Source organism: Moorena bouillonii PNG (genome assembly GCF_001942495.1).
Classification (GTDB): Bacteria; Cyanobacteriota; Cyanobacteriia; order Cyanobacteriales; family Coleofasciculaceae; genus Moorena; species Moorena bouillonii.
The window spans coordinates 6,910,101-6,933,250 of sequence record NZ_MKZS01000001.1 but is presented as its reverse complement, the minus strand read 5'-3'; the positions used below and the strand labels follow the sequence as shown (position 1 = coordinate 6,933,250).

Annotated in this window: 23 protein-coding genes and 2 pseudogenes; 15 read left to right on the top strand and 10 right to left on the bottom strand. The window is 42.8% G+C overall.

All coding sequences use genetic code 11. From position 1 onward, the window contains the following. Positions 1-133: 133 nt before the first annotated feature. Both BJP37_RS28115 and BJP37_RS28110 read right to left on the bottom strand, forming a co-directional pair. Positions 134-472 (bottom strand): DAHL domain-containing protein, encoded by a 339-nt coding sequence (locus tag BJP37_RS28115; RefSeq protein WP_075903777.1) that lies wholly within the window; start codon positions 470-472, stop codon positions 134-136. Further along, the gene (locus BJP37_RS28110) at positions 469-1,296 is read right to left on the bottom strand and encodes a cytochrome-c peroxidase (protein ID WP_269087135.1); all 828 of its coding nucleotides are present in this window, start codon (positions 1,294-1,296) and stop codon (positions 469-471) included. Before BJP37_RS28110 ends, BJP37_RS28115 begins: the two co-directional genes overlap by 4 nt. 859 nt (positions 1,297-2,155) lie before the next feature. Between BJP37_RS28110 and BJP37_RS28105 the strand changes: the two genes are divergently transcribed. The 6 genes from BJP37_RS28105 (at position 2,156) to BJP37_RS28080 (ending at position 11,546) form a co-directional block, all read left to right on the top strand. Continuing rightward, complete coding sequence (locus BJP37_RS28105) at positions 2,156-6,229, top strand: ATP-binding protein (RefSeq protein ID WP_075903775.1); 4,074 nt, start codon at positions 2,156-2,158, stop codon at positions 6,227-6,229. Between the two features lie 18 nt (positions 6,230-6,247). Continuing rightward, positions 6,248-7,060, top strand: a complete 813-nt coding sequence (locus BJP37_RS28100) for a GAF domain-containing protein (RefSeq protein WP_075903773.1) — start codon at positions 6,248-6,250, stop codon at positions 7,058-7,060. Between the two features lie 26 nt (positions 7,061-7,086). Beyond that, on the top strand, positions 7,087-8,520 hold the full coding sequence (locus tag BJP37_RS28095) for an adenylate/guanylate cyclase domain-containing protein (protein WP_075903771.1): 1,434 nt from the start codon (positions 7,087-7,089) through the stop codon (positions 8,518-8,520). A 508-nt stretch (positions 8,521-9,028) separates the two neighbouring features. Continuing rightward, positions 9,029-9,634, top strand: coding sequence for a Crp/Fnr family transcriptional regulator (locus BJP37_RS28090; protein ID WP_071108056.1), 606 nt, complete (start codon positions 9,029-9,031; stop codon positions 9,632-9,634). Between the two features lie 621 nt (positions 9,635-10,255). Then, on the top strand, positions 10,256-10,819 hold the full coding sequence (locus tag BJP37_RS28085) for a calcium-binding protein (protein ID WP_075903769.1): 564 nt from the start codon (positions 10,256-10,258) through the stop codon (positions 10,817-10,819). 337 nt (positions 10,820-11,156) lie between these two features. Continuing rightward, positions 11,157-11,546, top strand: coding sequence for a response regulator transcription factor (locus BJP37_RS28080; protein ID WP_075903767.1), 390 nt, complete (start codon positions 11,157-11,159; stop codon positions 11,544-11,546). 386 nt (positions 11,547-11,932) lie between these two features. Here the strand turns inward: BJP37_RS28080 and BJP37_RS28075 are convergent, their stop codons facing one another. From BJP37_RS28075 to BJP37_RS28040, 8 genes and pseudogenes are all read right to left on the bottom strand, one after another. After that, entirely contained in the window at positions 11,933-12,856 is a 924-nt protein-coding gene (locus BJP37_RS28075; protein ID WP_075903765.1) for an NAD(P)-dependent oxidoreductase, read from the bottom strand. Positions 12,857-13,038: 182 nt separating this feature from the next. Beyond that, on the bottom strand, positions 13,039-13,830 hold the full coding sequence (locus BJP37_RS28070; RefSeq protein ID WP_198954211.1) for a 6-hydroxymethylpterin diphosphokinase MptE-like protein: 792 nt from the start codon (positions 13,828-13,830) through the stop codon (positions 13,039-13,041). An 81-nt stretch (positions 13,831-13,911) separates the two neighbouring features. Beyond that, positions 13,912-14,646, bottom strand: a complete 735-nt coding sequence (locus BJP37_RS28065; protein WP_198954210.1) for an SDR family NAD(P)-dependent oxidoreductase — start codon at positions 14,644-14,646, stop codon at positions 13,912-13,914. Between the two features lie 11 nt (positions 14,647-14,657). Further along, positions 14,658-15,590 carry a phosphoglycerate dehydrogenase gene (locus BJP37_RS28060; RefSeq protein ID WP_075903761.1) on the bottom strand — a complete coding sequence of 311 codons (933 nt, stop codon included), beginning with the start codon at positions 15,588-15,590 and terminating at the stop codon, positions 14,658-14,660. Between the two features lie 3 nt (positions 15,591-15,593). Beyond that, positions 15,594-16,310 carry an acylneuraminate cytidylyltransferase family protein gene (locus BJP37_RS28055; RefSeq protein ID WP_198954209.1) on the bottom strand — a complete coding sequence of 239 codons (717 nt, stop codon included), beginning with the start codon at positions 16,308-16,310 and terminating at the stop codon, positions 15,594-15,596. A 42-nt stretch (positions 16,311-16,352) separates the two neighbouring features. Beyond that, positions 16,353-16,927: pseudogene (locus BJP37_RS28050) on the bottom strand (cyclase family protein). 53 nt (positions 16,928-16,980) lie between these two features. Continuing rightward, positions 16,981-17,898 (bottom strand): glycosyltransferase family 2 protein, encoded by a 918-nt coding sequence (locus tag BJP37_RS28045; RefSeq protein WP_269087133.1) that lies wholly within the window; start codon positions 17,896-17,898, stop codon positions 16,981-16,983. A gap of 435 nt (positions 17,899-18,333) precedes the next feature. Continuing rightward, positions 18,334-18,729: pseudogene (locus BJP37_RS28040) on the bottom strand (carbamoyltransferase C-terminal domain-containing protein); the annotation flags it as partial. Positions 18,730-18,815: 86 nt separating this feature from the next. On the opposite strand from BJP37_RS28040, the gene BJP37_RS37670 reads away from it, so the two are divergent. The 9 genes from BJP37_RS37670 (at position 18,816) to BJP37_RS44005 (ending at position 23,042) form a co-directional block, all read left to right on the top strand. Then, on the top strand, positions 18,816-19,154 hold the full coding sequence (locus tag BJP37_RS37670) for a hypothetical protein (protein ID WP_075903757.1): 339 nt from the start codon (positions 18,816-18,818) through the stop codon (positions 19,152-19,154). Next, positions 19,154-19,417 carry a hypothetical protein gene (locus BJP37_RS37665; protein ID WP_143727837.1) on the top strand — a complete coding sequence of 88 codons (264 nt, stop codon included), beginning with the start codon at positions 19,154-19,156 and terminating at the stop codon, positions 19,415-19,417. The genes BJP37_RS37670 and BJP37_RS37665 overlap by 1 nt, the downstream gene beginning before the upstream one ends. 22 nt (positions 19,418-19,439) lie before the next feature. Continuing rightward, positions 19,440-19,625, top strand: a complete 186-nt coding sequence (locus tag BJP37_RS37660; RefSeq protein WP_143727836.1) for a hypothetical protein — start codon at positions 19,440-19,442, stop codon at positions 19,623-19,625. A 22-nt stretch (positions 19,626-19,647) separates the two neighbouring features. Next, positions 19,648-20,013 carry a hypothetical protein gene (locus BJP37_RS37655; protein WP_143727835.1) on the top strand — a complete coding sequence of 122 codons (366 nt, stop codon included), beginning with the start codon at positions 19,648-19,650 and terminating at the stop codon, positions 20,011-20,013. 305 nt (positions 20,014-20,318) lie between these two features. Continuing rightward, a complete protein-coding gene (locus BJP37_RS28020) occupies positions 20,319-20,639 on the top strand; it encodes a 2Fe-2S iron-sulfur cluster-binding protein (RefSeq protein WP_075903753.1) in 321 nt (106 codons plus the stop codon). Between the two features lie 295 nt (positions 20,640-20,934). Then, positions 20,935-21,114: a DUF8621 family protein gene (locus tag BJP37_RS28015; RefSeq protein WP_075903751.1), complete on the top strand. Its 180-nt coding sequence runs from the start codon at positions 20,935-20,937 to the stop codon at positions 21,112-21,114. A 3-nt stretch (positions 21,115-21,117) separates the two neighbouring features. Then, positions 21,118-22,224, top strand: a complete 1,107-nt coding sequence (locus BJP37_RS28010; RefSeq protein ID WP_075903749.1) for a DUF3326 domain-containing protein — start codon at positions 21,118-21,120, stop codon at positions 22,222-22,224. Further along, positions 22,224-22,817 (top strand): CPBP family intramembrane glutamic endopeptidase, encoded by a 594-nt coding sequence (locus BJP37_RS28005; protein ID WP_075903748.1) that lies wholly within the window; start codon positions 22,224-22,226, stop codon positions 22,815-22,817. The genes BJP37_RS28010 and BJP37_RS28005 overlap by 1 nt, the downstream gene beginning before the upstream one ends. Positions 22,818-22,919: 102 nt before the next feature. Further along, positions 22,920-23,042, top strand: coding sequence for a hypothetical protein (locus BJP37_RS44005; RefSeq protein WP_269087078.1), 123 nt, complete (start codon positions 22,920-22,922; stop codon positions 23,040-23,042). Positions 23,043-23,150: the final 108 nt, after the last annotated feature.

Here is a 23,150-nt window from a genome sequence, read left to right as displayed (position 1 = left end):
AGCGGGCTATAGAGTTTGCACTGTGTACGTTATAAGCTTTATGTCCCCCTGTCAGGTATTATTGACAAAAGTTTTAGTGAAAAATGGCAAGTAAATAAGGGAGTTTTTGAGAATAAAAAATAAAGGTTAACCTTTATTTTTTATTGATTAATTCTAAGTAAACTTGAATAATTTTATTGAGTATTTTTCTCCCATCATGATTAATAAATATCGGAATAATATTAAGCTTATTTTGGGTATTTTTTAGTTGATACAAATGCTTTAAAAATGGATCATAATAGGTTAAGATATCGGATCGAGATTTGAGAATATCCTGATTTAATATTACATCTATCTCCTTTTGTTGATTTAAAGTATTTTTATACTGTTGGTGTTCTTCAACGTTAATTGGTAGACTTTTCTTCACCAAAAAAGCCAAGATAAAAACAGCAGCCAAGGTATTTATGAGCTTTAGCAATTGAGTTGTGTTCACAATGGTTTTCCTTGATACTCGCCTGTGAGAGTTTTCAGGAACTTGACAATCAAACCAATATCGTTTGGCGACAGTCGGCGTCCCAATTCATATTTGCCCATTATCGTCACAGCTTCTTCAAGAGTTTCAGCTGAACCGTCGTGAAAATATGGTGATGTTAGAGCCACGTTGCGCAAACTGGGAACCTTAAATACATAACGATCACGTTCATTGCCAGTGACATTAAAGCGTCCCAAATCAGCTTTGGTAAGCTTACCGCGATCTTTAAAGTAATCTCCAAACAGACCAAAAGCCTGGAACATATTACTGCCGATATTGACTCCTTGGTGACAGCTAACACAGCCATAGGCTTTAAATAGACGATAGCCTTCTTGTTCTGAGGAGGAGAGGGCATTTTTATGGCCGCGCAGAAATTGGTCAAAGCGTGAGTTGGGAGTGTACAGCGATCTTTCAAAAGTAGCGATCGCATCCTTGATATTCTCGCTGTTGATACCATCTTTATACAGTTGGCTAAATAGTGAGACATACTCAGGGGATTGCTTGAGCTTACTGAGGATTTCTTTCCAATTAGAACCCATTTCCTGCTCTGCATGGATTGGTCTATCAATCTGTTCCTCTAGGGTTTCAACGCTTCCATCCCAATGTTGCTTAAAATTGAATCCACTGTTGAAGACTGTGGGTGCATTGATTAAGCCAATCCTATTGTTGATCCCAATTGAACGCACCATTTGGTCTGTACCACCGGTATTTAGATTGTGGCAGCTAGCACAGGAGATAGTGTTATCCTGTGACAGTTGGGGGTCATGAAAAAGCCTCTTGCCCAGTTTAACCTTGTCTTTGTTTAATTCTAATTAAAGTGGAATTGGCTGAATTGGTTCATCAAATAAAATACTATATCCCGAGGGTTTTATCATATAGTTTATTGATTCATATGGTAGTTTATTGTGATTTTTTATTAAAATAATAACTAGAGGAATCACTAGCAAAAAGCACATAAATATATTAAAGTTTATCTCACTATTATTCTTCTTATTATGAAGCATTTAATAACTAGTTTATTGATGATTATTGTTATAATAAAATTTTTGATAATCCATGGCTCACAATCGATTATCCCAATTTAAAAAACTATTGCTACACATTAATTTACTTGTTTGTCTTAGGCGTCCCTTGTAGGGTAGTTTGTTCGCGTAGCGTGGCCGAAAGGCCAAGGTTACGAAGATCATCGACTAAACGATTAACCTAGACCTGTTAACCATCTGTAGCTCGAATAAATGAAATTGGTATTAGTTAGTATGACCCTATTTGAAGTTCATCAAATCACAGAACCACAAGTCAACCGTAATATTACTGACAATTCGTCATTTGTAATTCATAATTCAGGATAAATTACCGATTATACCCAATCGGTTTAACTAATTATCATATCTCTTATAGGTTAATTGTTACTTGGTAATTAGTACTTGGTAATTAGTACTTGGTAGTTTACGATTCAGCATTAGGGATTGCCCATTACCAAAACAGGGACTATTTAGTAAGTGATTATTAGTCAGTGATTAACTGGACTTGATCTAACGACTAACGACTAACCACTAACCACTTTTAAAAAAATTACCCGGACTGACTATAATTTTCCTGGTAGAGATTAGGCGAGATCCGAACAAACCTATATCCGATTTTTTTATGGAAACATCTGAATATACTCAGCTCAAGCCATTTGTCCAAGCTCGTGAGTACTTTGAAGAAATTCTTAATTGGCTCTGTTCTGAGGAAGCGTACCGTCTCACCTATTACCAGATAGAAGAAAACCTCTGGATCAATGGTATGGAACTGTTGCGGCAACTGCTACAAGGTTATCTGGATTGGCGGGGAGACAATCAGCCAGAAGCACTATATCCAAGAAGGCAGGGTAGGTACTCTACCCAGGTCAATCCCCAGCCTGGAAGTGATTGGGGTATTGTCCAAGATAGGGATAATTTGTACTCCGATGCAAGAGGGGGAACAGAGGGCATCAGGGGAGAAAGGGGAGGTAAACAATTGTCATCTTATCCCACCAGTAGGCAACCCAGCCTAAGGACTATCTTCGGAACAGTTAGACTGAATCGTTTTAATGCTAGTTCCCAGAGAACCTCACCTCCGGATAATTCCCCACTCAAGGTTTACCCACACGGGTACTGTCAGGTGAGCGGTATTCCTTTAGCATCAGAGGTGGACACCAGTTGCTCCGACCCCACTATCCTAGCCCAACCCCAGGCAAAAGCTGCTGGAGTTTCTCAGGAACAACAGAAAGGATTTTCCATAACAGAGATGGGAACTTGGTTTAGACGCCAGTGGTGGCTTAAGCACAATAGTTATCAATCCGTATGGCAACCAAGGCGTTCTGTTCCCCGGTTGTTAATTAGTGGCACCATTGCGCTAGTGGGAACAGCAGCTTTCACCAGTTATTGGGTGCTTCGGAGTCTGATTCTTGAGAGTCTGAAGGATAATGCTGAATTGAAGGTCCAGATGGCGGGACATCAAATTGATGAATGGTTGGCGGCTTTGATGGCGAAGGTGGAAACGATTGCTAATACTCTCCAAGTTAGGTCTTTGGACTGGGAGGTTGCCCGACCCTATCTGCAACTCGAGCAAGAACGATTGCCCGATTTTCATATGTTTGTCATGGCTAAGGGAAATGGCTCTTACTACACCACTCGTGCAGGTTTTATTGAGGGGAAGAATCTTAGCGATCGCACTCACTTTCAACGAGCCATGCAAGGAGAAACCTTTGTGGATAATCCGGTAGTCTCTCGTTCTACTGGTATTCGCCAAGTCAATATTGCGGCTCCTATCTGGTCAGTTCCCCCCAACAATGACATGGAAATTACTCCAGAAAAACTGGCTTTGCGCAACCTAACCAACGAGGATGTGGAACTGGGGGATGCTTACCACCCAAAACCAGGAAAGTTGGCTGGTCCATTGTCTTTCCCTGTGGGAGAATTTGCTGGACCGGTTTCCCTAGACCGACTGTCAGAGGTGATTACCAATACTACCTTGGGAGAAGGGAGTTATGCCTTTGCTTTGGACTCAGAAGGAGTACCCATTGCCCATCCAGACCCAAAGGTAATTCAATTTGCTAGGAGTTTTTTAGACTCCCGTGACCCCAATCTCAAGCAAATTGCTCAAGAGATGATGGAGGCTAGGAAAATAGCCAACCCGCAAGATTCGGTAAGGCTACTGGAACTGGATGGTCAGTGGGTGTATGTTACCTATGCTCCTCTGCAACACGCGGATTGGTCTGTGGCTTTGGTGATTCCCCGGGCTAATGTGGAGCGACAACTCAATTCTCTCAATCTGTTGGCATCGGTGTTGGGAGTGATGCTGATCATCGCCATGGTTATTGCTTTACTACAGATTCAAACTTTCGAGCAGGCCAACGCCAGAGCTCAGCAGGAGGCGCTGCTGAATCGGCTTACTACTCGTATTCGTGAATCTCTGGATTTGGAAACAACTGTGCAAACTACTGTCAATGAAATTGCTACCCTCTTGCGTCTCGACCGAGTGACTTTTGGCTGGTATCACCAAGACCAACAATGCTTGGAAATTCTGTGTGAACATCGAAAAGCTGATTTACCGTCCCAAGTGGGATTAATACGTATCAAGTCTTGTAATGATTTATGCGATCGCTTAAGCCAAGGACAGATGGTTCACTTCCATGATAGCGGTGATCAACTCATCTACTGCCAGACAGGTAACTATCTAGCGTTACCAGTCATGATTCGGGGGTTGCATCCTCCTGGCTATTTAATTTGTATGCGCCGCAAGCCTTGGAGCTGTAGTGATTTGGAATTGGAGCTATTAGAAGCCGTGAGCAATCAGTTAGCGATCGCCATCAACCAGGCACATTTATACACCACTACTCAAGAACAGTACAGAATTGTCAGTGAACAAGCTCAGTGCCTCAAAACCACCACGACTCAATTACAGCATACTCTGGCTTATGTGGATGCGATGATTAGAAGCTTAGCCGATGGATTACTGGTAACAGATACCAAGGGCAAAATTACTCGCATCAATCCAGCTTTGGTGAGCTTGTTTGATTTGGAGGAAATCGAGTTAATCGGTCAAGGGTGTCAGGGAGTGTTGGGGAATGCGATCGCAAACCTAGTCACTCTTACCAAGACTAACCCTCAACAAGTCTTTACCGCTGAAGTAGAACTGACCAATCAACGGATTGGCAAAGCCGTAGCCACTGCTATTCTAAAAGATACTAAGGCGACAGATAATCCTAATAGTCAGGATGGCTTTATGGGTTCGGTGATTCTGATCCGAGATATTACCTTTGAAAAAGAAGTAGACCGGATGAAAACAGACTTTATTTCCACAGTTTCCCATGAATTGAGGACTCCCCTAACCTCAGTCATGGGTTTTGCAAAACTGATTCAGAAAAAACTGGAAAAAACCCTATTTCCCTTAATTTATACCAATGACCACAAGATTCAGCGCACCCTGAAGCAAGTGTCAGAAAATGTTAACATTATTATCTCCGAAGGGGAGCGTCTTAAAGCTTTGATCAATGATGTCCTGGATCTGGCTAAGCTAGAAGCTGGTCGAGTAGAGTGGAAAATGCAACCCCTCTCAGTTGTAGATGTCCTAGAACGAGCAATCATTGCTACGACTGCTCTGTTTGAACAGAATGATGTGGAATTAATTAAGAGTATAGACGAGGGCTTCCCTCAGATAATTGGTGACCGAGACCGACTAATTCAGGTGGTGATTAATCTAATATCTAATGCGGCTAAGTTTACGGATAAAGGGTTTGTATACTGTAAAGTAAGGCGAACTGGTTCAGAGATTACCGTTAGTATCATTGATAGCGGTATAGGCATTTCTGAAGCCGAGCAGACGCTGATCTTTGAAAAATTCAAACAGGCGGGTAATACTCTAACTGAAAAACCTCAAGGTACCGGCTTAGGACTCCCTATTTGTAAGGAAATTGTGGAACATCATGGAGGAAAAATTTGGGTCGAAAGCGAACTGGGCAAAGGGAGTAACTTCTCCTTTAGATTACCCATCCCCGTTGAGTCTGAACCTGGAGTAAAAACCATAGCTGCTGAAACCCTGCTCACCCAACTCCACTCATCCATGACCACCTCGACAATTATCAGAAATTCGAGGAAGAAAACCATTCTGATTGTGGATGATGAAGCTCCAATTCGAGAGCTACTCAAGCAGCATCTTAGAGCAGAAGGTTACAGGATTCAGGAAGCGCAAGATGGTTGGGAAGCAATTGAACAGATCAAACAAGAACCTCCTGATCTAATTATCTTGGATGTAATGATGCCGAGAATGAATGGGTTTGATACAGCAGCGGTGGTTAAAAATGACTTGGACAGTATGGATATTCCGATTATCATTTTGTCTATCACTGAAGATCAACATGCTCTAGGAGTTGAGCGATGTTTGAGCAAACCGATTAATCTCGAAGAACTGCTCAAAGACGTTGTTAAACTGACCTCTCAAGAAAAGCCGACTAAGCAAGTTTTGATAGTGAAGGAAAATCTCCCTCAAGCTGAAATGATTACTCAGGCATTACGGAAAAGAGGAATCGGTATAATTTCTGCCAGCAATGGGCAAGATTGTATTTCTAAGGCAATTTCATTAAAACCTGATATGATTCTGGTTAACTCAGGGATTGCGAAAGAACAAGCGTTGGTTAAAAAAGTGCGTTTTGAACATAACTTAGCAACGACATTTTTTATTTTATTAAATTATTAATACTAAACTAATACATGCATGGCCGCTATTAAACTTAAAAAAATAATTGCCAAAAAAGACATCTCGTCACTGCTCAATAACCTAATAACTTCCCTGGGAGGAGATATTAGTATTCAAGACATTGATGAGCAACTGTTATTCGGAGATGAGCCTGATGATTCATCTGGAAAATACAAGATAGACGTAAAAGGAAGTACTTTAGGGTGGGTCAGGGGAGGAGAGAATGCTCGTCCTATTGCGGCTCTACTCAATTATTTAGCGAATCGAGAACTAGAACGCCGAGCAATTGCTATAGAAACCTTAGAAAACTATCGAGAAATCAACTTACTCTACAATCTATCCAGAAAATTAACTGCCAACTTAATGCCTCAAGACATTGCTCAAATTGTAATTAATCAAACTAGGGAATTAATTCAAGTAAATCGGGGATTTGTCTTTTTGCTAGACCAAGACCAATCCCAACTGGAAGTACTGGCTAGCTTTGATCCAAAAATGGGGGATAGACCCCACAAGCAATCGATAGCAGGTATTGTTCGCAGTGTGATTATGACTGGTGTAGGAGAAATCGTTAACGATGTCTCATCGGATCCCAGGTTTGTGCCATCTGATTATCCGATCAGTTCCCTAATGTGTGTCCCACTCAAGACCAAAGATCAGGTAATTGCTGTGATTGAGCTCAGTAGTGAACAACCTGTAGACTATACAGCCAGGGATTTGAAATTGATCAGTGCTTTAGCATCTCAAGCCACATCAGCCATATCTAATGCTATCCTCTATGAGAATATGCTTCGAGAAGAACGGGTGAGGAGTACTTTGAATCGATACTTTTAAGGTAAATTACCATAGTAGCACAAAGTATGGCATCTGTCAGTCTCAAAAAAATTATTTCTAAGCCAAAAGCGCTAGGGGTCATAAGTCAACTGATTGACGCCATAGACACCGTTGTCCAGATTGAGGATATCTACGGAAAGCTGCTGTTGGACAATCCTAGGAAAATTTCGGTATTGGGAGATTGTAACTTAGCTAATAAATATCCCGTTGAAGCAAGAGGTCAGGTGATTGGCTGGGTCAAGGGGGATCAGAAAGCGATCGCAATTAAAGAACTCCTGAATTATTTGGTTAATCAAGAATTAGAAAAAAAAGATCTAGGCAGTGCTATCTTAGATCAATACCGAGAAATTAATTTACTCTATAGAGTTTCGGAACGGATTCCATCCTGTTTAGAGCTGTCCGCTATTGCTAAGCTTTTCCTGGATGAAGCGAGAAGACTGATTCCAGGAGATTGTGGTTCAGTCTTGTTAATTAATTCCGAAACTGAGCAACTAGATATAATCTCAGCCTTTGGCAAACAGTATAATCCAACAGAATTTTTTCAGCTGACCAATAGTAAGACCAAGAATGGGTTAGGAATTGGTAAGGCTGAGATTGTAAATCAGGTTCAAGATGATCCCAGGTTTATTGCTAGTGTAAAGTCCATCAACTCTCTGGTTTGTGCTCCTCTAAAAACCCAAAAGGGTCTGCTGGGGGTGATTAACTTTTGTAGTGAGAAACCGGTTAATTATATAGCTCAAGACTTGAAATTTTTAACGATTCTTGGAGCTCAAGCAGCAGGAGCTATTGAAAATGCCTTGCTCCATAGAAATAAACTACAGGAGGAGCGGATTAAAAGCCGACTGGAACGCTATATTCCTTCCCAACTTGTCCAAGCCATTATTGATGCCAAGGGCAATATCTCTCTGACTCCAGCCAAAAAGCCTATTACTATATTGTTCTCTGATATTCGGAATTTCACAACTCGGTGTGAAGAATTAGAAGCCCATAAAATTGTTGAATACCTGAACGAATATTTTACCTCCATGGTGGATGTCATTTTCAGCCATGACGGAACAGTCAATAAATTTGTGGGGGATATGATTGTGGCTATGTTTGGTGCCCCCTCTAAGCTAGAGGATAATCAGGGACAAGCGATCGCAGCTGCTATTGCGATGCAACATCAACTTAAAACTATGCCTACCCCCTGGATCCGGGAGAATTTTCTAACCGGTATTGGGATTAGTTCAGGAGAAGTCGTGGTGGGAAACATTGGTTCTCCTCAGCATATGGACTATACAGCCATTGGTGATGAAGTCAATATCGCTGCCAGATTACAAGCTATGGCCAACGGGGGTCAGATCCTCGTCAGTGGTAGTGTCTATGAAGCGACCAAGCACCAGTATACCTATCGGGAATTGGGTCAGGTTTCAATCAAGGGAAAACGGCAAACAGTAGATGTATTTGAGCTGATTAACTGATATCTAATATATAGCAAGTCTTATACCCATGAGGTACAAATCTCTGGTTTTTAGGGACTTCGGAGCAGGGACTTCGGAGCAGGGACTTCGGAGCAGGGAAGAGGGAAGAGGGAAGAGGGAAGAGGGAAGAGGGAAAAAATAATGTGTACCTCATAGCTATGAGAAACGCTATAGCTTTTTTATTTGAGTTGTGAACATAGTCATTGAGAGAAAGGCAAGAGGCAAGAGGCAAGAGGCAAGAGGCAAGAATTAATCAACTATATATGGATTTTTGGTAGCGATGCAATTAGGCAAAAATTCTAATAAAATTCCCACACTTCCCACACTTCCCACACTTCCCCTTCTGTTTTACAACTATGAGATGCACCCCCGATCTTCCTACTCCTAGTTGCTGCCTGGGACATTTTCTGTGTTCAAGTTCTGATTTTTTGCGATCTTTTCCAACAGACATCGCCAAAAATGATTGCTTAAACTATTCACATGTCCTGCCGTACTAGAAGCCTTATTGATGAATCTATTGAAACCTGAGAGCCTTCCCCCTGCTCTAAGTCAGGGTGTCATCTTCCAGAATCTGGTTGCTGAACAGAAGCTATTCTACCAGGGAAATTCCGCATCGTCTTTTTTTGTAGTGGAAACAGGGCGATTCAAACTTGTTCACTACACTCAATCAGGGAAAATGGTTACACTCCAGGTGGTTAGAGCCGGTGAGAGCTTAGCTGAAAGTGCTCTTTTCTCAACGGTCTATCCTTACACAGCAATTGCTAAAGTAGCTTCACGAGTAATTGTTTATCCCAAGCAACGTCTTTTGTCAAGCCTTTGCCTTTATCCTGAGTTGGCAGAGAATTTCATGACCATTTTGGTTAGACACATTCACTCCCTCAGAGTCCGTTTAGAGTGGCGAGAAATTCGGACTGCTCACGACCGGGTACTTCAATATCTACACTACTTAGCTCAGTTCCGTAATCAAACGGTTCTCAGCTTAGACCAACCCTTCAAAGAAATTGCTGCTGAGCTAGGTTTGACTCCCGAAACCGTATCACGAGCTTTGATGCAACTGGAGAAAACAGGAGCAATTACTCGTAAGAGGCGTTTGATTACCTTAATTGAAAATTGAAAATTGAAAATTGAAAATGGTTAATTGTCAAGAGTCAATTAACCATTAAGCATTAACCCTTGCCGTGAATCACTTCATATTCACGGGACGAGCTCTTACCTGTCCAAAACTTGATTTGAATCAAGTAAGTCTAATTTGTTTCTAATTTTTATTTTTGACTAATAATTTATAATGGCTTACTCTAACACTTGATTTTAATCAAGCAAGTCTAACTTTTTTCTAATTTGTTTCTAATTTTTATTCAAGTATAAAAACTTATAGTTAATATCAAGTCCGGTTAAACACTCATCCAAGCAGGTAGTAGTTACAACTGTTTACTCATAGTTAATTGTTGATGGTAACGTCCATTAATTCCCATTAATTCCCCTTAAATACCATTAACAATTAACGATTAACAATTAACGATTTACCTGAATACAACCTGATTAACCGGTATCTTGCACCATTGTCATTAATCGTAGGGTGGGCAGTGCCTACGCGCTTTGCAAGCTTCATTATCTGTCTGGTGCACTGCCCACCCTAAATCAACCAAGCTTATTGAGAATGGTGCAAGATGTGAGATTAACCGGACGACCTATGACCTGTTACAGAAAATTCAAGCTAAAACCAGGAGACAATTAAATGGCAGCAACATTAAGTCCAGGTAGCACAGCTCCGCTATTTATAAGCGATTTTGAGGGTGCAATGTTTTTTGATAGCCCTCAAGAGGGTGGAGGTGTATTCGCCGTAGGACAAGAAGATCAAACTAACATTTTTATTTTTGGCGACGGTAATGATGTAGCAGCTGGCGGCGATGAAGTAGATATACTCATGGCTGGAGCAGGAGACGATAACATCCAAGGTGCTGGAGGAACTGACTTTGTCTTCGGCGGTCTGGGAGATGATATTGTTCGAGGCGGCTTAGGAGATGATGTTGTTGTTGGCAATGAAGGATCCGATGTTCTGATCAGTGGCGGCGGCAGCGATATCTACGAGTTTTTCGCAGATCAGTTCTTAGAAGGAGACTTGGATATTATCCTCGACTTCGAGGTAGGAAGTGATGCGATCGTAGTTGTAGGCAGCACTGATGTAAGTTATGATGCCTTCACGGGCTTTTTATCGGTTGATGGATCGGAAGTTGCAGTATTAAATAGGGGGTTAGATATAGACGTCTTTACCAGAACCAATTCCGCTGTAGTCTTCTAAAGTAGTGTTATAAAAAAGTTTTCCTCAGATGCAAGGGTTGTGTTTTAAACAGTGAAAAGACTGTTGGCTTGATCAGGTTTTTATACAGGGTATTATTAGCTTCCGGCAACTAGAACAACTCCAGTATGTCCCCATTGCCTTTTGGTGTGGGGACTTTTTTGTCGTACTTTAGCTACAGCGACTTTCACATCCTGTCCGCTTGAATACTTATCTCTGATAAATTAATAAATGATTAAATACCCTAATTATTTACCAGCAAAGCATCCGGAATACCTGACTTGATCAAGTAAATTACTTGGTGTAGAAACAGGTAATGCTTTAGCCAGTAGACTACTCTATGACTAAAAAAATCTTGATCGTTGATGATGAACCTTATATGAGACTCCTGATCGAGCAAACCCTGGAAGACCTGGAAGATGAAGGGGTAGAATTACTCACCGCTGAGGATGGTGAAGATGCTCTAGAGCAAGTTAAGTCAGAGCAACCTAATCTGGTATTTCTGGATTTAATGATGCCGAAAATGAGTGGGTTTGATGTCTGTAATCAGATCAAAAATGTTCTGTGTATGAACGATGTTTATGTGATCATGCTAACGGCTAAGGGACAAGAGTTTGATAAACAAAAGGGCAAAGAAGTCGGCACAGATATGTACCTCACTAAACCCTTTGACCCTGATCAAGTCTTGGAAAAATCTCAAGAAATACTTGGTATCACCGCTACTAGCTGAAAGTAGGACAGATTAGGGTAATGGCTAATGGCTGAGGTACTTTTGTTCTGGGTTATAGGGAGTAGGGAGCAGGGAGCAGGGAGCAGGGAGCAGGGAGCAAGCAAGAAAATTTAGATGTACCTCACGCTTACTAGGAAACGCTATGATGGGTAATTGGTATTGGTAATTGTGCCAAATCCCTAGCTATCACCAATTTACCAAAAACTCATGTACTGTCCCGGCTTAAGTGGATAGCGAGATTTGTTAAAGCCATCATCCTTCACCTTTTGATATGATGTCCGGATAATTACCCTTAATAAAAATCTCCCCATCTCCCCATCTCCCGCGCCCCCGCCCCACACTCCCCACACTTCCCACACTTCTCGCACCCGGATCCCACACGTTTATTATGGGTATTCAACCGGATTTGAGATGAGTTCACCGTAAGCACGGATCATGGCTTGAGTTCCCTGTTCACCTCCTGTACCAGTGTCAAGTTGTTGAACAACTTTGAAAAGACGGTCAGCTAATTCAACTCCAGCTAAATCCAGACTAGAAGACTGGAGGCTTTCTAGTACAAGCCTGAGGTCTTTGACCATGTGCTTAATCATGAAACCAGGCGCAAAGTCAGACTCAGCGACTTGTTGCCCTAAGTTGGATAACGCCCATGACCCAGCAGCACCTGTGCTACAAACCTCAATAACTAAATTAGGGTCAATGCCTTGATGTTCTGCCAACTTCATTGCCTCGCATAGGGCTACCATATGGACAGAACAAAGCACCTGGTTGCACAGTTTAACTGCTTGACCGCTGCCTACCGGACCGCACAGGCGAATGGTTTTGCCAAGAATTTCCAGTAGGGGTTTACACTCCTCGAAGTCCGTCTGCTCGCCTCCAAGCATAATGGTTAGGGTACCATTTTTGGCTCCGATATCCCCACCGGAAACTGGTGCATCGAGAAAACGTAGGTTGTGCTTCTTTAGTTCCCCACTGATTTCCTGGGCTGCATTTGGTCCAATGGTGGTGAAATCTACAATTAGGGTACCGGGTTTGGCATACTCAGCCACTCCCTCAGCTCCCAGCATAACCGCTTCCACATCTGGGACATCCCCCAAGCAGGAAAAAATTATGTCAGCTGACTCGACAGCTTCCCGGATCGATGACACTACCTTGGCTCCAGCATCAGCAGCAATCTTGACTCCTGGACGATCGGGGGTGCGATTCCAAGCCATAGTGGGGTAATTACTGGTGGAGTAATCACTACGGGCAAGATTGGCTGCCATATATCCACCCATAACGCCGAGACCAAGAAAGGTAAGATTACTGTTCATGCTGATTCGATATAGTCCGCTTATTTTAATATTCTTACCTAAAAGAAGACGGGAGTTTGAAAGCCCGTGTACTTTAGCGGGGGATGAAAAACGACTCGGCGAAACGGTAGTGGTACACAATTCGTGATTTTAGCTCCTGTTACCTTGACCAGACCAACGCCTACATCACTACATCTTTACCACTACTTTTTTTTACACATATCTAAAGCTTGTTCAAAGGTAATTTTTGGAAAAATTTGTAGTTTACCATCAACTGTAGCATCATAAATCTCTCTACCCGATCTATTAAAGTTAAATCGAGCCATATGATAGGCTAATTCAGAGCCTTCTAGGTCTGGCAGATGCCATTCTTTATTTCCAAAATACCCAGGAGTAAAATGGTTTGGATCATCTCCTTTTAGGAACTGTTTTTCGTTAGGATTACCTACAGCAGTAAAGTTATGATCGACTCCTATCAAGAAAATTCTCTTAAAGCCCATATAGAATGCTAGCTGCATTGCTACATAAGTTACAGTGTATCCTTCGCAAATTAACTTCGATGCATCTGTCTGAAAAACGAAAGGATTACCTGATGTAAAAATTTTATAAATATGATCCCTTTTATCTACCACATTATCAGCGGCTCTAGCTGATAAAAAAGATGGACAATTTAACTTTTCAAACTCTCTCGCGCTTTGCTCGAAAACCAAATGGTTTACTGCAACATGATAGCTAATATTTAAATTTACTTTATCAAATATTAAGTATATTTTGTTTAAACCAAACGTATAATAATTATTCAGTAATGATAAATCAATTTTATTAAGGTAAGGACCATTGCCAATAATAAAACAGTCCTCTTTTTTATGAAGATTTTTAAATTTTAAAAGGCGCTTATAATCATTAAAAGACCATTGAATGTACACTGGATATGAGTAATTATTAAGATACTCAACAATTGAATCTATTGCTACTCCTAATTGTTTTTGAAGCATAATCAATTCAGCCGTAAAAGGGTTAATTAGCTGGTTAACTAGTTTGGGCTTTAGATATGCGGATAAATCTTTATTGTTAACCTATATAGGATCGTGTAAACGTCCTCCAATGCCACCATCAACGCTTAAAGTTGCACCAGTTATGAAACTTGCTTCAGGCAAAGATAGAAACAATGCCACTTTTGCTACTTCTGCTGGTTCTGCAATCCGCCCTAAAGGATGCATTTGAGACAAGTTCTCAAACTCTTCCTTCTTCCCTTCAAACCCAGCCATTAACATTGGTGTCGCTACTGCTGCTGGACAAATCGCGTTTACCCGGACTCTTTCCCTAAGATCCACTGCCATACTTTTGGTTAAACCCACCAAAGCTGCCTTACTGGTTGCATAACACACAAACCCAGGCTTGGTAAGGCTTGCGTGAATACTGGCAATATTTACTACTGAGCCGACCGCTTGTTCCAACTCTGGCAGCAATGCCTGAGTTAACACAAAAGGAGCTACCAAATTAACATCTAGTGTCTGATGCCAATCTTCTACTGTGAGTTGGTTTGTGGGCTTGAGGATTTGCACTGCTGCATTGTTAATTAAGGTAGTCAAACCTCTGCTTTGCAAGTGCGATCGCACTTGCTCAACAATTTCTGAACAATAAGCTGCATCACTGCACATTTTCTGCAAATTGCCGACAATCATAACATCGCAGGATGCAGCCGCTGAAACTACATCAAGACCAATCACAAAGTGATTAGCTTCTTTAAAAACCTGGCACAAAGCTTGCCCAATGCCACCCGCAGCTCCAGTAATTAAAGCAGTTTTCACGTATTCAATTCCTAAGCACATCCAAGAAAATCAAATAGCAAATGCATTGCCTGATAACTAGCACGACGCACAGCATCCACCGTATTAGAAGCATTATGGGAGCCAAAAATACACTGTTCAAAAGGCCGTAGCGCAGAGGCTTCCGGTAATGGTTCCATTTCAAAAACATCTAAGGCTGCCGAATGCACCTGTCGTGAAGACAATGCCTCCACCAATGCTGCTTCATCAATCAATGGACCTCGGGCAACATTGATCACCCGCACCCCTCGCTTTGCCTTAGCAAATGTTTCTGAATTCAGTATATGATGATTTTCACTAGTTAACGCACAGGTCAGCACAATCAAGTCGGCTTCTTCCAAGCGTGCGGGCCAAGCAGCAGGTTGTACTGCTTCTAATCCCTCCACTGCTTGGAAATAAGGATCGTAAGCAATTACCCGCATGTCAGCTGCTAACAGCCGCTTCGCCGTATTGCGCCCAATATCCCCAAACCCAACTAAAGCAACCGTCTTATCCCCTAGAGAAATGCCTGCTGGTTTTAGCCATGTTCCTGCTCTAACGGCTCGGTCAATCATGAAAGTCTGTCGTGCTAGGGCAATTACATAGCCCATGGCAATATCGGCTACTTCCGCACCAAACATACGAGGGGTATTTGCTACTAAGATACCATTATCATTCGCTGCTGTAAAGTCCACATTATCAACCCCAACACCCCACTTGACTGCTGCTTTTAGCTTCCCAGATTTCCCGTTCTGAAACACTTCGCGAGTGGCAGGATCATCGCCAATAATCCAACCGTCATACTGAGGAATGAGGGACTTTAGTTCTTCCACGGATAGGGTTTGCACTACTGGAGGACAATCAACTTCAATGGCTTTTGCTGCAAAAAGTGGTTTGAATTCATCCATCAAACCTAACATGGGTGGACAGGTAATTAATACTTTCATTGCTCATGCCGCTTGTACAACAGAAGAAGGGTAGAGATACTGGGCAACTGCTTCAGCCATTTGCCAGTCCACTTGATCGTCAATATCAATCGACTCCAAGGGAGGAGTTTCAAACATCATAGGTTGCTTGCCAATCCTAGCTTGGGTGGCAGCGAAGCTTAAAGGTGTAAAAATGTAGAGATTAGAATTTTCTTCGTACCAGGGTTCCAAGTCCTGAGTTCTAATTAGGTTATTGGGATTGTGGTTAATGGCAGAACCATCTTGACGGTAGAAGCGAGTTTGGAAGCGATTAACTGTAAATAGCGAATCAGCAGTTCCCCTAGCCCTAGCCTCCAGAAACTGCTGAAGTGCCTTGCGAATTGTTGTCCCACTGAGGAGGGGATTTGTAGTGTGGGTCATCAAGTAAATATCGGCAGGTTCATTTGCTATGTCATCTGCCAGAATCCGGTTCATGCTGACGAAATCACCACACAATTCTGGTTTGCGATCGCGAATCTGAACTCGATCTGAATCGACCAATCCGTGTTCTGCCAGAATAGAGCGAGCATCTGTATTTATAATCACTTTTGAGACTTCGTTTAGCTCAATAAGTGCATCTAAAATCCACTTGAATAAAGGGTTACCATTCAATGGTTTAAAATTTTTACCCTTGACTCGCTCGCTGTTAGCTTTCATTGGCAAGAGAGCAATAATTTTCGGTTCAGTATTAAAATAATTCATTAAAAAATAATATCTAAAAATTTTGTAGAAAAAGGTAAATACTTAGTCAGATAAGTTACGTAAAACTACCCTAGCTGGAGCTCCTTCCACTCCCTTGAGCTTAATTGGTAAACATAACAACTCATATTTTCCAGTTGAAATATCCGTTAAATTCAAGCCTTCAATAATAACAACCTCGGATTTTAGCAGAATTTGATGAGTTTCCGGACCATCATAAAAACCTTGGACTGACAAATAATCCACCCCAATTAACCTAATTCCCCGTTCAACTACCCATTCAGCCGCATCTGCTGTGAGCGCCACAAAGTCCGGCTGAAATTCCCGCACTTGCGATCGCCACAGCCGAGAGTTCCGCGTGTGCAAAAGCAAACGCTGTGTGTTGGCAGGTAGAGTTAACTGCTTTAATACCTCTGCGGTGATGACATCCACATCATCGGGCACAACTACAACGTAAACCTCTCCGATTAGAACATCCAGAGGTAGCTGTTCCACACTTTCCCTGGGATGAAATGCATTGGAGCATCAACGTGAGTCCCCGTATGTACACTAAAATGCAGTGTTGTATCGGTAGCAATATCACCATGTTCTAAATCGAGCGAGGTGACGGTGAAATTCAATTGCTGGGCTACCAGGCCAGGTGGGAAGGTATGGGGATACGGGTACTGAAATGTCAATATACTTGCTCGGAGGATTTTGCAGAGGAGCCATAGTCAATGAGTCGTCGATTGTCATAAGAAAAGGTGTTCTGGTAAGGTGATAGGCTGCGTGGATAATAAAAGGTTTGTCGCAGGCGGTTGCTGACTAGTCCCCTTTGGGCAAAGCCTTGGTAGGTACCCCAGAATTGCATTAAGCGGAATATAGGAATTGAAAGCAAATTTGGCTTGAAAACACCGTCATGGAATGCATGATAGTAGTCACTGACAACATTTGTGGTAAACAGGCGCAAAAAATCCCAAAAATGGAAGTTTTCTTGGGGATAAATCTGTTTAAGAGCAATGGCTTCTCGTTGATAGCGGTTGTAAATGCGTTTGGGGGTTTCCTCATGAACATGAATAATTTCAGCTGCGGGAACGTAAGCAATCCGGTAGCCTAAGGGCATAATCCGTTTTGCCCAGTCCAAATCCTCTAAGCCTGTGAGGGTTTCGTCGTAGGGAACGTCTTCCCACAATGATCGCCGGATAGCAGCATTAGCATTGTTACAGAAAGGATAGTCTTGATCCCTGACATGAACCGACTGATCGGGAAACCAAGTAGCAAATATCTGGTGTTCTGAATACTTGGTTGTTTTGTTACCGCGTTGTTTTCCGTAGGTTAAAGCAATCTTAGGATCTTTAAAGGGAGCTAACAGCTTTTCAATCCAATCTTGGTAGATGGGATAAACGTGAGCACTGGCAATAACGATGAATTCCCCGGTGGCAACCTGACATCCAAGGTTGAGTGCTCGCCCAAAGGAAAACTCCTCCGGTTTGATGGATAATAGTTTGACGGGATAGCGGGATGCAATGGATGGAGTGGCATCAGTAGAACCTGAGTCAACAACAATGATTTCTACATCTTGGATTGTCTGCTGCATGATGCCACTGAGCAGACGACCGATGTGTTATTCTTCGTTATAGCAACGAATGATAATGGATATTTCAGGCACTTTGCTTAACTATAATGGGGTTTATAGTACAGCGTTGAGTATGTAGCAATTCTCAGCGACGTTTGAGGTGCTTTCGTCCTGGGTTTTAGGGAGCAGGGAGCAGGGAGCAGGGAAGAGGTAAGACGGAAGAGGCAAGAGGCAAGAGGCAAGAGGCAAGAGTGAAAAAATGCTGTGTACCTAATAGTTATGAAAAACGCTGTATAGTGTTTTTTAAATCCAACAAACATTAGCATAATGGTTATTTTTGTATTGGCATTTTTAAGATAAACTTACTTTTTGTTTAGGTAAAACCGGTTGAGGTTTATTGGATTTTTAAACTCAAAAATTCCCCATCACCAGTAGAACAATCTCACTGTAAGCAAATGTGCGCAAGGCATCTTATGGTGTATTCACAATTGGTTCACCCCGTAAATTGTAGGAAGTGTTTAAGAGGACGGTAATTTCAGTTGCCTCACCAAACTTTTCGATTACTTGATAATAGAACGGGTTAGATTCTTGGCGAATAGCTTGTAGGCGACCTGTGCCATTATGACAGACAGCTTGAATTTGCTCTTGCTTATCTTCAAGAATTGGTGCCACCATCTGCATATAGCGAGGCAGATATTGGTTTTGTAAATTAGAACCGGAAAAATACTGATTTACCTGTTCGGCTAAGATAACTGGTGCAAAAGGACGAAATGGTTCTCTAAATTTAATTTTGGTATTGACAATTTCCTTCATTTCTAGTTGGCGTGGATCGGCTACAATCGAGCGGTTTCCTAATGCTCTTGGACCCCATTGCCCACGCCTTTCAGGGGTAGGTTTTTAAGAAACTGGAAAAAAACGCGATGCTCTTAAACAGCGGCTAAGGGAACACAGCCATGAAGAAGAATCAAGATTACCAAAAATGGTTGAGGACAGTGACTAAAAAAATGCCCCATCTGAGCAAACCTCAAGCAGAGGTTTTAGGGATGTGGAGTTTTGGCATTGTGATGACCGGCTCTTGTGGACTGACCACAGTGGCAGTTTTTCTAGCGGCCTTGCTCGGCAAAAAAGAAAACACTGTACGTCAACAGTTGCGGGAGTGGTACAGAAATCAGCAAGACAAAAAAGGGGATAAACGAGCTGAACTTGATGTCACCAGCTGTGCAAGCCCCACTCCTGCAATGGGTGTTAAATGGATGGCCTCCCCAGAAAAAATCGATGGTTTTAGCTCTTGATGCTTCGTTCCTTTTGTTGCCGATTTACCCTCTTAGTTGTGAGGGTTGTCTATCGCGGCTGCGGTATTCCTGTGGCTTGGAAAGTGATCGAAGCCAAGGCTAAAGGCAGTTGGCAACCCTATTGGCTGGATTTACTCTCCCACCTTACAAACACAATTCCCCAGGACTGGTTAGTTTTGGTGATGGCTGACCGAGGACTGTATGCCAAGTGGCTCGTGCGTTGCAATTCAACAACAGGGTTGGCATCCGTTTTTACGAATTAACCAACTTCGACAGTTTCATCCGGTGGGTCAACCCAGCTTTGTTCCTTTAACCACAGTGGTGACCCAGAACGGTCAAAGCTGGTCAGGTCGAGTAACTTGCTTTTCTAGCAATCCCCTCAGTTGTACCTTGCTGGCTCGATGGGACTCTGGGTACTCAGATCCTTGGTTGATTGTCACCGATCTCGACCCAGATCAAGCTGAGGGTTGATGGTATCGAATGGGTTCACCGATTGAGTGTCTCTTCAAGGATACGTTGGCGGGGAGGTTGGCAATGGCACCAGACGAAAATGACTGACCCCCAAAGGGCTGAGCGTCATTGGTTGGCAATTGCCATCGCCACCTTTTGGGTCGTCAGTGTTGGAGGGGAATCTGATCCTGATCTATCCTTCAACGACTCACAACAGTTACCGGCAACCCCTGTCGAGAGTCAAAACTCTGACACCGGTACACCGAAACCCCGTGTTTTGAGCTGTTTTCGTCGGGGCAAGTTAGCTGATTCTTGCTGCTCTACTCAATCATCTTCCGTTACCTATCGGTCAATTTTTTCCCGATTTTTCTCCAAGTATTCCTTTTCTATCCTCAGCCCTTTATCTTAAAAACCTACCCTTGAAAGAAGGTAGGGTCGCCTTAATCAATAAGTTTCAACCAAAGGTGCCCTTGACCCGTAATTAAATTCGCCACGGGTCGCACCTCTTTTATGCATAGCCTGCCAACCCTAAAGGCGACCCTATCCTTACGGTAACTTCAAGACGCTCACCCTACCGGGTAGAGCGCGGGGCTTCTCGCGGTTCGGCTAACGAAGGCACCAGCTTAATTTATATCCCACAAAGCGCTAAAATAAGCCAGTGACCCTCCCTGTCCTATTCATAGGATTGGGAGTATCAAGCTCGAAACTGATACAATGCCCAAGACTTACACCGTCGAATTTAATCACAAAGGCAACACATACACTATAGAGGTGCCAGAGGATCAAAAAATTCTTGAAGCTGGCCATGGGGCGGGGATAGATTTACCCAGTTCCTGCACCGCTGGAGTCTGTACCACTTGCGCTGCCAAACGAGTAGCAGAAGGCAGTGTAGACCAAGCCGATGGCATGGGTTTAGGCCCAGAACTCCAAGCAGAAGGGTATGTGCTGCTGTGTGTAGCTTATCCCCGCTCTAACCTCAAATTTGACACCGAAAAAGAAGATGAAGTGTACGACCGGCAGTTTGGTCAGCCGTGATCAGGTCAGTGCTGCTATATAATCTTAAGTATTTAGCTGTCAGCTATCAGCTATGAGCTATCAGCTATCAGAGGCTTTAACTGCTCCGGGTTTGATGAGTAAAACAAGCAGGGATTTTCAAGCAGCCGTATCAGCAGCCCCAGCTTGTTTACTACCGACCGTTGATTAGCTGACGACTGACGGCTGATAGCTGAATGCTTAAATATAATCAAATACCATTAGCCTAATAGCGAGAAGTAATGGTTAGATAGATTAGGATAGCCAGATTATCCTAATTAGAATTAGGGAGAAAACTATGACAACCCATTTCATTACTGCAGAAATTGACCTCCAAGAGTCCCCTAAGGAACTGCACCAAGCTATTGAAGCAGAACTACAAGAACGGGGAGAACCCCTGCGCTGGGCAGTTACCCATGTAGACCCTGAGCAGGAGAAAGCTACGGTAGAGGCGATTGTGACTAAAGAGCGCAAATAGTAAGTGAATCAGCGTGCCTATACCGTTGTTTTAATCATTCCTACTGGTGTAGGAGCGTCGATTGGTGGGTATGCCGGGGATGCCTTGCCAGTAGCTAGAGCGATCGCACAAGTTTGCGATCGCTTAATCACCCATCCCAATGTCCTCAATGGTGCCCAGTTGTACTGGAACTTACCCAACGCCTTCTATGTAGAAGGCTATGGACTTGACAAATTTGCGGCTGGATGCTGGGGATTACGCCCTGTACATCAGAACCGAGTGGGATTACTCCTGGATCAGGGGATTGAACCGGAACTACGTTTGAGACACCTACAAGCAGCAGATGCCACCAGAGCTACCCTAGGACTGAATCTAACCGACTACGTAGTCACAGATGCTCCCTTAAATGTAGAACTGCGCACAGCAGCATCTGGAGCGAGTTGGGGAACAATTGGAAATCCCGATAGTTTATTGCGAGCAGCCCAAGTCCTGATCGAGCAAGCCGGAGCAAATGCGATCGCAGTAGTCGTGCGTTTTCCCGATGACATTGATAGTCAAGCATTGCAAGATTACCGTCATGGTCGAGGCGTAGACCCCCTCGCTGGTGCTGAAGCCATTATCAGTCACTTGATTGTTCGTACCTTTCAAATTCCCTGTGCTCATGCACCAGCATTGATGCCTTTACCCATCGATCCTAATTTGTCACCTCGTTCAGCAGCAGAGGAATTGGGCTATACCTTCTTACCCTGTGTTTTAGTAGGATTGAGTCGCGCTCCCCAATTTGTCGTTAACCAAACAAATGCCCCCTCCTCCGTTGCTAATCCAGATTCTCAAACGATTTCCTCAAAACCAGGGGACATCTGGCCTGATGATGTAGATGCGATTGTCATACCAGCGACCGCCTGTGGTGGTAGTGCAATGTTAAGCTTTAGCCAGCTGCAAACCCAGATCATTTCCGTTGAAGAAAACCAAACTACCATGGAAGTACCTCCAGAACCTTTGGGAATTAAAGCAATACGAGTAAACTCATATTTAGAGGCTCTAGGCTTGCTGGTTAGCCATCGTGCTGGGATCAGTCCTAAAGCTCTGAGTCCATCCCTATCATCCCTGCGTCGCTTAAATTTTTCCTAGTGACAAAACAAATTCCCGATAATCCCGAACTTGAACCCCTAACCCGCATCCAAGTACTAGTGGCAATGGGTATAACTGCCGTAGTCTTACTAATCTTTGCCAAGCTATGGCTGCAACTAGGCAAGCTGACTCTCCTGCCCATCAAATTTACCCCCAATGCCCTAGTTATAGGACTAGCCATGGGGTTGGGAATTACTGCAGCCAGTGGCTTAGTCTATCGTCTTTGGCCAGCTTATCGCCAGAGTGCAGAAGTATACCTAAAGTTAATTCTCAAGCCCCTAATCATACCAGATTTAATGTGGCTAGGACTGTTGCCCGGTATGAGTGAAGAATTACTGTTTCGGGGTGTCATGTTGCCAGCAGTAGGGTTGAATGCTATCGGTATCATAGCCTCCAGTATGCTATTTGGGATTTTGCATCTAAGCGGTATCCAACAATGGCCCTATGTAGTTTGGGCAACCCTTGTTGGTTTGCTTCTCGGGTATAGTGCAGTAGCAACAGACAACTTACTCGTACCAATTGTAGCTCATATCGTGACTAACTTTGTCTCTAGCTTGGTATGGAAATTAGGTAATCTAGAAAATACAACATAGACTAGAAAAGACTATTAAATTTAATTAAAAATTAAATAAAAATTAAAAATTAAATAAAAATTAACAACTAAATAACAATTAAATAATAATCCTCAATAAATTGTGATAATTTTTCTGCCCTGTTCCCTACTCCCTACTCCCTACTCCCTACTCCCTACTCCCTACTCCCTACTCCCTACTCCCTGCTCCCTTTGCTGTAATAATTATTTATCCCTATATTGCTGAATAAACTGTCGAATTTTTTTGAGTTTAAAGTCTTCGGATAATTGACGGAGATTTTGGCTAAATGGGATTAATTTATCATCAGATGTTTCCAGGATTTCAACTTGTTTT